This window comes from Streptococcus sp. 3613 (assembly GCF_013277375.1).
In the GTDB taxonomy this organism is placed as follows: Bacteria; Bacillota; Bacilli; order Lactobacillales; family Streptococcaceae; genus Streptococcus; species Streptococcus pseudopneumoniae.
Map to the genome: position 1 here is coordinate 1 of NZ_VMMV01000067.1, position 10,699 is coordinate 10,699.

Sequence of the window (10,699 nt, forward strand, 5' to 3'; positions counted from 1 at the left end):
TTCGTTATTGGGCGGTTACTCATAACAAGGTATCTATCATTCATGGAGCTCCTCCTGTATACTATTCGTAAAGTAAAACTATTGGAGGATATTTGAATGCCACAACCTATTGTTCCTGTAGAGATTCCACAATCTCGTCCTTTTGATTCTAAAAAGAGAAATGATATTCTGCTTAAAATTCAGCAGAAAATCATTTAGAAGATAAGAAGAATGTTCGTCTCTTAGAAGCCAATCAGGTTGAAGAATTAGGGTTTGAGATAGAAGTTTTATAAAAAATCAAAAAAATAAACAACAAAAACAAACATAAACTATTGACTTTTTCAAACAATAGTAGTATATTATGTTTGTGAGGACTAATTGACTGTTTCTTAAAGACAGCCAATACACTGCTGGAATCCAGCCTAGAAAAAATAAAAAGGAGTATACAATATGTCTATTGTTATCGGTGCAGATGCTGCAGGTTTGAGATTGAAAGAAGTGGTGAAAGACTTCTTAGAAAAAGAAAACTTCCACCTTGTGGATGTTACAGCTGAAGGTCAAGACTTTGTTGATGTGACTCTCGCTGTTGCTGCAGAAGTAAACAAAGAAGAACAAAACCTTGGTATCGTGATTGATGCTTATGGAGCTGGTCCATTTATGGTCGCAACTAAGATCAAAGGAATGGTTGCTGCAGAAGTTTCTGACGAACGTTCAGCTTATATGACTCGTGGCCACAACAACTCACGTATGATCACTATGGGAGCACAACTTGTTGGTGATGAATTGGCTAAAAATATCGCTAAAGGATTTGTTAACGGTCAATACGACGGTGGACGTCATCAAATCCGTGTCGACATGTTGAATAAAATGTGCTAATACTCTTCAAAAATCAAGATAATCTGTTGTCAGCTCACTTTAGCTAACCTCAGTTATGCTTGCAGCTCGCTTCCTAAGCTAATCTTGATTTTTCTTGAGTAGGGATAAATGATATTAGATTTATATAATTAATCGGAGGGAATAACTAATGAGAATTGCAATTGGATGTGACCACATCGTAACAGATGAAAAAATGGCGGTTTCAGAATTTTTGAAATCAAAAGGATATGAAGTCATTGACTTTGGTACCTATGACCATACACGTACTCACTACCCAATCTTTGGTAAAAAAGTAGGGGAAGCAGTAACTAGTGGTCAAGCTGATCTCGGGGTATGTATCTGTGGTACTGGTGTTGGTATCAACAACGCTGTAAATAAAGTTCCAGGTATTCGTTCTGCCTTGGTTCGTGATATGACAACAGCCCTTTATGCTAAAGAGCAATTGAACGCCAACGTTATCGGTTTTGGTGGTAAGATTACTGGTGAATTGCTTATGTGTGATATCATCGAAGCTTTCATTCATGCTGAATACAAACCATCTGAAGAAAACAAAAAATTGATTGCGAAAATTGAACACCTTGAAAGTCACAATGCTCAACAAACAGATGCAAACTTCTTCACTGAATTCCTTGAAAAATGGGATCGCGGAGAATACCACGACTAAGAGGTAAACTATGATTTTAACAGTTACAATGAACCCATCCATTGATATTTCCTATCCCTTGGATGAGTTGAAGATTGATACTGTCAATCGTGTGGTGGATGTAACCAAAACGGCTGGTGGTAAGGGACTCAATGTTACCCGAGTACTTTCAGAATTTGGCGATTCTGTTCTTGCTACTGGTTTAGTGGGTGGCAAACTTGGTGAGTTTTTGGTTGAACATATCGATAATCAAGTAAAGAAAGATTTCTTCTCAATTCAGGGAGAAACTCGTAACTGTATCGCTATTCTCCACGGAGACAACCAAACAGAAGTTCTTGAAAAAGGTCCTGAAGTATTGGAACAGGAAGGTCAAGAGTTTTTGGAACATTTCAAAAAACTCTTGGAGTCAGTTGAAGTAGTGGCCATCTCAGGTAGTCTGCCAGCTGGCCTTCCAGTTGATTACTATGCGAGCTTGGTAGAACTTGCTAATCAAGCTGGCAAGCCTGTAGTCTTGGACTGCTCAGGTGCAGCACTTCAGGCTGTTCTTGAATCACCCCATAAACCAACAGTCATCAAACCAAATAATGAAGAATTGTCTCAGCTTCTTGGAAGAGAAGTTTCTGAGGATTTGGATGAATTAAAAGAAGTACTTCAAGAACCTTTGTTTGCAGGGATTGAATGGATTATCGTTTCACTTGGTGCCAACGGTACTTTTGCCAAACATGGTGACACTTTCTACAAGGTAGATATTCCTAGAATTCAGGTGGTAAATCCTGTTGGATCTGGAGACTCTACTGTGGCAGGAATTTCTTCAGGACTTCTTCACAAAGAATCGGATGCAGAATTACTCATCAAGGCAAATGTCCTTGGTATGCTCAATGCTCAAGAAAAAATGACTGGTCATGTCAACATGGCCAACTATCAAGCTCTATATGATCAATTAATAGTAAAAGAGGTATAAAATGGCTTTAACAGAACAAAAACGTGTACGCTTAGAAAAACTTTCTGATGAAAATGGTATCATCTCAGCTCTTGCATTTGACCAACGTGGTGCTTTGAAACGCCTCATGGCTCAACACCAAACAGAAGAACCAACTGTGGCCCAAATGGAAGAACTTAAAGTCTTGGTAGCAGATGAATTGACTAAATACGCTTCATCTATGCTTCTTGACCCTGAGTATGGACTTCCAGCAACTAAAGCTCTTGATGAAAAAGCTGGTCTTCTCCTTGCTTATGAAAAAACAGGTTATGACACAACAAGCACAAAACGCTTGCCAGACTGCTTGGATGTTTGGTCTGCAAAACGTATTAAAGAAGAAGGTGCAGATGCAGTTAAATTCTTGCTTTACTATGATGTAGATAGCTCAGACGAACTCAATCAAGAAAAACAAGCCTACATCGAACGCATCGGTTCTGAGTGTGTGGCTGAAGATATCCCATTCTTCCTTGAAATCCTTGCTTACGATGAAAAAATTGCGGATGCAGGTTCTGTAGAATACGCTAAAGTAAAACCACACAAAGTTATCGGCGCTATGAAAGTCTTTTCAGACCCACGCTTTAACATTGATGTTTTGAAAGTTGAAGTTCCTGTTAACATTAAATATGTTGAAGGCTTCGCTGAAGGTGAAGTAGTTTATACACGTGAAGAAGCAGCAGCCTTCTTCAAAGCGCAAGATGAAGCAACGAACTTGCCATACATCTACTTGAGTGCTGGTGTATCAGCTAAACTCTTCCAAGATACTCTTGTATTTGCTCATGAATCAGGTGCAAACTTTAACGGAGTTCTTTGTGGCCGTGCTACATGGGCAGGATCAGTTGAAGCTTACATCAAAGATGGTGAAGCAGCAGCTCGCGAATGGCTTCGCACAACTGGATTTGAAAACATTGACGAACTCAACAAAGTTCTTCAAACAACAGCGACTTCATGGAAAGAACGCGTGTAAGAAAGTCCTCCTAGTTTAGGAACATGAATCTAAAAAAATTTAAAAAAAGTTGTATGTAAAGGTTTACAAAATAACTTACTTGTGCTATACTTAAATCACAAGTTAATATGAATTAGAAAGTAACTATATGAAGTATAATAAAAATAGGATATAGTTTATTTTACGAGCTAGGAAGGAAAAATACGGAAACAATATTGCCAGAATAAACTATATTTAGATGCACATTTCATTCATTGTTTTATAAAAGGAGAAGATAAACGGCTACTAAAAAGAGTTTTAAAGCGTTAGTTGTAGGACTAGGTATTGTTTCAATATTCTCATCAGCCTTACCTATGGTTAGTGGTTCTGTATTTGCAGATAGTGCCCTAACTACAGTAGATAAAGCAAATGATATTGTTTTGAATGTTGATGGGAATAAATTTTATAATGTTTCGGTTTCAGAAGATATTGTAAATGCTGGTCAAATTTTGGAAGATTATTTTTATGTAGATAAATTTGGAAATATAAATTTAAAAGGCACTCCTGAAGAGTTAGCAAAAAATATTGGTATTTCTGTACAAGAAGCAAGTTTGATGTATGAAGCTGTAAAAGAGTTACCCAACGTTTACGAAAGAGGTCCTGTAGGTTTTCGTTTCAATCTTGGTCCTCAAGTGAGGGGGATGGGTGGCTGGGCTGTAAAAACTGCTGTAGAAAATTATTGGACAGTTGCTGTAGCTACAGTAGAGGTGCCATTTGTAAACCTTGTTTACACCATAGATTTACCTTAAAGGTTATTTCTTTATGAATAGTTCGTTTAAAAAAATAACCGTATTTTGTTTTATAGTTTCTTGTGTTCTTTGTTTATTAGATTTAATGAATTTTAAAAATGTAGCTACTTTTTTATTTTTCTGTCTTCCTGTTTTTGTTTTGATTTACAAAAATAAATAAAAACAGAGCCTCTGTTTGATGAATTTTAGAACATAGTTAATTTTAAAAAAAGTTGTATGTAAAGGTTTACAAAATAACTTACTTGTGCTATACTTAAATCACAAGTTAATACAAGGTGAGTGTTACTAAGTAATATTAGGCATGATCACAGGTGAATTAGAAATCGGCTGATTTTCTAGTTCATTTGTGGTCATTTTTTATACTCATATACCTTTAAAATATAAAAGGAGGTTGACATGTATCGAATTCTAAATCCAATGAATCACAATGTCTCGCTTGTCAGAAATGATAAGGGAGAAGAAGTGATTGTGATTGGTAAGGGGATTGCATTTGGAAAGAAGAAGGGGGATTTGATTGCTGAACATCAGGTTGAGAAAATCTTTCGGATGAAGACCGAAGAGTCCAGAGAAAACTTTATGGCTCTCCTCAAAGATGTTCCGCTTGATTTTATCACAGTGACCTATGAGATTATTGATAAGCTATCAAAGAAATATCATTATCCGATTCAAGAGTATCTCTATGTAACCTTGACAGATCATATTTACTGTTCTTACCAAGCTCTAGCACAAGGAAGGTACAAGGATAGTAATCTGCCAGATATTTCTGCTAAGTATCCTGTCGCTTTTCAAATCGCAAATGAAGCTTTTGAAATTTACCGTCAGAAGCTAGCAGATCATTTTCCTGAGGATGAAATTATTCGGATTGCTTATCATTTCATCAATGCCGAAGGCGAGAATGAAGTCCAAGTGGTTGAGTCGATTGATAAGAGGAAAGAAATTCTCAGAAATGTTGAAGAAGTTCTAAAGGAATATGCAATTCAGCGAACCAAAGAGAATAACCATTTCTATGATCGCTTTATGATACATTTGAATTATTTCTTGGATTATTTAGACAGATCTAGAGATGATAACCAATCACTTCTGGATATGGAAGACCATATCAAACAATCCTACCCAAAAGCCTTCGAGATAGGTTCCAAGATCTATGATGTGATTACGCAACATACGGGTCTTGATTTGTATAAAAGTGAACGAGTTTATCTAGTTCTACATATCCAACGTTTATTATCATAAAAATTATTTAAAATTATATAAGGAGAATTCTATCATGAATAGAGAAGAAGTAACATTGTTAGGTTTTGAAATCGTAGCCTATGCTGGCGATGCTCGTTCAAAACTATTGGAAGCCTTGAAGGCTGCTGAAGCTGGTGATTTTGCTAAAGCGGACGCTCTGGTAGAGGAAGCTGGTAGCTGTATTGCTGAGGCACACCACGCGCAAACAAGTCTATTGACTAAGGAAGCAGCTGGCGAGGATTTGGCTTATAGTGTAACCATGATGCATGGTCAAGACCACTTGATGACAACTATCTTGTTAAAAGATTTGATGCACCACTTAATCGAACTTTATAAGAGAGGAGTTAAGTAATGAATAAACTCATTGCATTTATTGAGAAAGGAAAGCCTTTCTTTGAGAAACTATCTCGTAATATCTACCTTCGTGCCATTCGTGATGGTTTTATTGCTGGTATGCCTGTTATTCTCTTCTCAAGTATCTTTATCTTGATTGCCTTTGTACCAAACTCATGGGGCTTTAAATGGTCTGATGAAGTTGTAGCCTTTCTGATGAAACCGTATAGCTATTCAATGGGAATTTTGGCTCTCTTAGTAGCTGGTACAACTGCCAAGTCATTGACCGACTCAGTTAACCGTAGCATGGAGAAAACCAATCAAATCAACTATATGTCAACATTGTTGGCAGCAATTGTTGGTTTGTTGATGTTGGCAGCTGACCCAATTGCAGGTGGTTTTGCAACAGATTTCCTTGGAACAAAAGGTTTGCTTTCAGCCTTCCTTGCTGCCTTTGTTACAGTAGCTATCTATAAGGTCTGTGTTAAGAACAACGTCACTATTCGTATGCCTGACGAAGTTCCACCAAATATCTCACAAGTCTTTAAAGATGTGATTCCATTCACTCTCTCAGTTGTTTCACTTTATGCTCTTGATTTACTAGCTCGTCATTTTGTGGGTGCAAGCGTAGCTGAATCAATCGGTAAATTCTTTGCACCACTCTTCTCTGCTGCTGATGGCTATCTTGGTATTACCATTATCTTTGGTGCCTTTGCCTTCTTCTGGTTTGTTGGTATTCATGGTCCATCTATCGTTGAACCAGCAATCGCAGCGATTACCTATGCCAATGCCGAAGTCAACTTGAACCTTCTCCAACAAGGGATGCATGCTGACAAGATTCTTACTTCTGGTACACAAATGTTTATCGTTACCATGGGTGGTACTGGTGCGACACTGGTTGTTCCATTCATGTTCATGTGGTTAACAAAATCAAAACGTAACCGTGCAATCGGACGTGCGTCTGTTGTTCCAACCTTCTTTGGTGTCAACGAACCAATCTTGTTTGGTGCACCATTGGTATTAAATCCAATCTTCTTCATTCCATTTATCTTTGCTCCAATCGCAAACGTATGGATCTTCAAATTCTTTATTGAAACACTTGGAATGAACTCATTTACTGCTAATCTACCATGGACAACTCCAGCTCCACTAGGTCTAGTTCTTGGTACCAACTTCCAAGTGCTATCATTCATTCTTGCTGCCCTTCTAATCGTGGTTGACGTAGTCATTTACTATCCATTCCTTAAAGTCTATGATGAACAAATTCTTGAAGAAGAGCGTTCAGGTAAGTCTAATGATGAATTGAAAGAAAAAGTTGCTGCAAACTTTAACACTGCAAAAGCAGATGCTATTCTTGAAAAAGCGGGTGTAGAAGCAACACAAAATACCATCACTGAAGAAACAAATGTTCTCGTTCTCTGTGCAGGTGGAGGGACAAGTGGTCTCCTTGCAAATGCTTTGAATAAGGCAGCAGCAGAATACAATGTCCCTGTGAAAGCAGCAGCAGGTGGCTATGGTGCTCACCGTGAAATGTTGCCAGAGTTTGATTTGGTTATCCTTGCCCCTCAAGTTGCTTCAAACTTTGAAGATATGAAAGCAGAAACAGATAAACTCGGTATTAAACTTGCCAAGACAGAAGGCGCTCAATACATCAAGTTAACCCGTGATGGAAAAGGTGCTCTTGCATTCGTACAAGCGCAATTCGATTAACGATAGGGACTATAAAACAGTCTCCTATCGTTACGGAAATCGCTATGGCGAATTTCCTAATCGCCTTATTAATTCGTCGGTAAAAAGATATCGTTTTTACCTCCTCATGTCACAATTCAGTGACTTGCTACAAGAAGTGAGATGGAGAAGGATGGCTCACTGACTCCTCTCCTCTCACTTTTATTTTATTTAAATCAAGAAATAGGTGAAAAAAATGACAAAAACACTTCCAAAAGACTTTATTTTCGGTGGCGCAACAGCTGCCTATCAAGCAGAAGGCGCTACGCATACTGATGGAAAAGGACCAGTTGCTTGGGATAAATATCTTGAAGATAACTACTGGTACACTGCCGAACCAGCCAGTGACTTTTACAATCGATATCCAGTTGACCTAAAGCTAGCAGAAGAGTATGGTGTCAATGGCATTCGAATTTCTATTGCCTGGTCACGTATTTTCCCAACAGGCTACGGTCAAGTAAATCAGAAGGGTGTTGAGTATTATCATAATCTATTTGCAGAGTGTCACAAACGTCATGTTGAGCCTTTTGTAACTCTTCATCACTTTGACACGCCAGAAGCTCTCCACTCAAATGGAGACTTCTTAAAACGTGAAAATATCGAACACTTTGTAGACTACGCTGCCTTCTGCTTTGAAGAATTTCCAGAAGTAAACTATTGGACAACCTTTAATGAAATTGGCCCAATCGGTGATGGTCAATACTTGGTTGGGAAATTCCCTCCAGGTATTCAGTACGACCTTGCCAAAGTCTTCCAATCGCACCACAATATGATGGTGTCTCATGCACGTGCAGTCAAGCTATATAAAGATAAAGGATATAAAGGTGAAATTGGTGTTGTTCACGCTCTGCCAACTAAGTATCCTTTGGATCCTAAAAATCCAGCAGATGTTCGTGCAGCTGAGTTGGAAGATATTATTCACAATAAATTTATCTTGGATGCAACTTATCTAGGTCGCTATTCAGCTGAAACCATGGAAGGTGTCAACCATATCTTATCAGTCAATGGTGGTAGCTTGGATCTTCGTGAAGAAGATTTCACAGCATTAGAAGCTGCGAAAGACTTGAACGACTTCCTTGGAATCAACTACTATATGAGTGACTGGATGGAAGCCTTTGATGGCGAAACTGAAATTATCCATAATGGTAAGGGTGAGAAAGGAAGCTCTAAATACCAAATCAAAGGTGTTGGTCGTCGTGTAGCTCCTGACTATGTGCCACGCACGGATTGGGATTGGATTATCTACCCTCAAGGTTTGTATGACCAAATCATGCGCGTGAAGAAAGATTATCCTAACTATAAGAAAATCTACATCACCGAAAATGGACTTGGTTATAAAGATGAGTTCGTTGATAACACTGTTTACGATGATGGACGTATTGATTATGTCAAACAACACTTGGAGGTATTGTCTGATGCGATTGCAGATGGAGCTAATGTAAAAGGTTACTTCATTTGGTCATTAATGGATGTCTTCTCATGGTCAAACGGTTATGGAAAACGTTACGGTCTCTTCTATGTAGACTTTGAAACGCAAGAACGTTATCCTAAGAAATCAGCTCACTGGTACAAGAAAGTAGCAGAAACTCAGATTATAGACTAGTAGAATGAGTCATTAGATATAGAATTTTAGTGAGGCAAAAAGATGTTCAAAAATTTTATCCAATCTATTTATGAAAAAGTTTATATTATCAACTTTGAAAAATGTTCTCAAATACCGTGTTTGACGAATGAAGAACTGAAAAGTCTCGGAAAATGGTATGTCTATACCGGTAAAGAATGGATTTGCCATTCAGACTATGAGCTGGAAGAATTTAAAAATATCTTTTTAAATGTTATCAATCCTGAAGAATGGGATACTATCTCCTTTGATTCAGATTTTATGCCGTTTCAACAATCGTAACCAATTTCCAAAAAAGTTAAATCTCGTATTTAGTACGCTGCAAAACTCTTATCTAATCACGTTGCTTATACTCAATGAAAATCAAAGAGCAACTTTAAACTAGAAAGCGAGTCGCAGGTTTCTCAATGCATCGCTTTGAGGTTGCAGATAAAGCAATTAGGCAAAAAGTCTTTAACGCAGAAAAACGCATAATATCAGGTTTAAAAAACCTTGATACTATGCGTTTTATTGTGGGAAGATTTACTTCTGAAATTGAGTTGTTACCCAGAATCTTTCAGTTTATTAAGGCTTGATGACTTTAGTAAGTTTAGATAGTTCAAAAAGGATTGAATCACTTAGTTTAGAATCTGAAACAATAGTATCAAGATTTGATACATTATAAAAAGTATAAAAATCAAACTTATTGAACTTACTATGATCTGCGAGTAAATATTTTTTATTAGAATTATTTAAAGCGATGCGTTGAGCCTCTCCCTCTTCCTCGCTAAAAGTAGCTAGAGCCCCGTTTTGAATACCATTACAGCTAACGAAAGCTTTAGAAAATTGGAGATTAGAGAGATTTTGTAGGGTCAATGTGCCAACAAAAGCACCTGTAATATCGCGATAATTTCCACCTATCAAAATCAAATCTGTTAATTTTCGTTCGCTTAAAATCAGAAAAACAGGTAGACTGTTGGTCACGACGCGGATATTGTCAATAGGCAACTCACGCGCAAAAAATTCTAATGTTGTTCCTGGTCCAATGAAAATAGTTTCTCTTTCTTCTACTAGACTGCCTGCAAAACGGGCTATTTCTTGTTTTTCTGCCGTTTGGAGGGCTTGTTTTTCAATATTTGATCGCTCATTAGTCAAAAGGGAGTTGGTTCGAAGTTTTTCAGCTCCACCATGCACACGAATCAGCAAATCTTTATCAGCTAATTCCTGTAAATAGCGCCTTGCAGTCATATCTGAAACGGCTATTTCGTCCATAATCTGTTTAACCGTTATGGTTCCTTTACTATTTACTGTTTCTAAAATTTTGGTTAATTTTTCTTGTTTGAGCATATTATCACCTCGTTTCCTACTACTATCTTACCATAAACTAGCTCATCATTCAAATACAAAAACAACAAAATAAAACAAAAACAAAAATATCGAGGTTTATTTTCAAAACTTTCGATATTTTTATTAAGTTATTATTTTGTTGTTTCTAGTTTACTTTTTATGATTGAGAGTGGTGGAGAATTATACTCAATGAAAATCAAAGAGCAAACTAGGAAGCTAGCCGTAGGTTGCTCAAAACACAGTTTTGAGG

11 protein-coding genes and 1 pseudogene are annotated in these 10,699 nt (G+C 37.4%); 11 read left to right on the top strand and 1 reads right to left on the bottom strand.

Translation table 11 applies throughout. The annotated features are described in order from the left end of the window. Positions 1–188: 188 nt before the first annotated feature. The 11 genes and pseudogenes from HT708_RS08180 to HT708_RS08230 all read left to right on the top strand — a co-directional run. Positions 189–272: pseudogene (locus tag HT708_RS08180) on the top strand (aldose epimerase); the annotation flags it as partial. Between the two features lie 157 nt (positions 273–429). Beyond that, a complete protein-coding gene (gene lacA, locus HT708_RS08185) occupies positions 430–855 on the top strand; it encodes a galactose-6-phosphate isomerase subunit LacA (RefSeq protein ID WP_000029273.1) in 426 nt (141 codons plus the stop codon). 148 nt (positions 856–1,003) lie between these two features. After that, positions 1,004–1,519, top strand: coding sequence for a galactose-6-phosphate isomerase subunit LacB (gene lacB, locus HT708_RS08190; RefSeq protein ID WP_001216906.1), 516 nt, complete (start codon positions 1,004–1,006; stop codon positions 1,517–1,519). Between the two features lie 10 nt (positions 1,520–1,529). Further along, entirely contained in the window at positions 1,530–2,459 is a 930-nt protein-coding gene (locus HT708_RS08195; RefSeq protein ID WP_000604282.1) for a tagatose-6-phosphate kinase, read from the top strand. Between the two features lies 1 nt (position 2,460). Next, complete coding sequence (gene lacD / locus HT708_RS08200) at positions 2,461–3,441, top strand: tagatose-bisphosphate aldolase (RefSeq protein WP_001229139.1); 981 nt, start codon at positions 2,461–2,463, stop codon at positions 3,439–3,441. Positions 3,442–3,773: 332 nt separating this feature from the next. Beyond that, positions 3,774–4,208: a hypothetical protein gene (locus HT708_RS08205; RefSeq protein ID WP_226373118.1), complete on the top strand. Its 435-nt coding sequence runs from the start codon at positions 3,774–3,776 to the stop codon at positions 4,206–4,208. Between the two features lie 396 nt (positions 4,209–4,604). Continuing rightward, positions 4,605–5,441, top strand: coding sequence for a transcription antiterminator (locus tag HT708_RS08210; protein WP_138704332.1), 837 nt, complete (start codon positions 4,605–4,607; stop codon positions 5,439–5,441). Positions 5,442–5,475: 34 nt separating this feature from the next. Next, the gene (locus HT708_RS08215) at positions 5,476–5,793 is read left to right on the top strand and encodes a PTS lactose/cellobiose transporter subunit IIA (RefSeq protein WP_023936918.1); all 318 of its coding nucleotides are present in this window, start codon (positions 5,476–5,478) and stop codon (positions 5,791–5,793) included. Next, the gene (locus tag HT708_RS08220; protein WP_166736123.1) at positions 5,793–7,484 is read left to right on the top strand and encodes a lactose-specific PTS transporter subunit EIIC; all 1,692 of its coding nucleotides are present in this window, start codon (positions 5,793–5,795) and stop codon (positions 7,482–7,484) included. The genes HT708_RS08215 and HT708_RS08220 overlap by 1 nt, the downstream gene beginning before the upstream one ends. A 214-nt stretch (positions 7,485–7,698) precedes the next feature. Continuing rightward, positions 7,699–9,105 carry a 6-phospho-beta-galactosidase gene (gene lacG, locus HT708_RS08225; protein WP_172926251.1) on the top strand — a complete coding sequence of 469 codons (1,407 nt, stop codon included), beginning with the start codon at positions 7,699–7,701 and terminating at the stop codon, positions 9,103–9,105. Positions 9,106–9,147: 42 nt separating this feature from the next. Continuing rightward, complete coding sequence (locus HT708_RS08230) at positions 9,148–9,405, top strand: DUF3884 family protein (protein ID WP_000475755.1); 258 nt, start codon at positions 9,148–9,150, stop codon at positions 9,403–9,405. A gap of 282 nt (positions 9,406–9,687) precedes the next feature. Here HT708_RS08230 and HT708_RS08235 read toward each other — a convergent pair whose 3' ends face one another. Next, the gene (locus tag HT708_RS08235) at positions 9,688–10,449 is read right to left on the bottom strand and encodes a DeoR/GlpR family DNA-binding transcription regulator (protein ID WP_000917605.1); all 762 of its coding nucleotides are present in this window, start codon (positions 10,447–10,449) and stop codon (positions 9,688–9,690) included. Positions 10,450–10,699 lie beyond the last annotated feature (250 nt).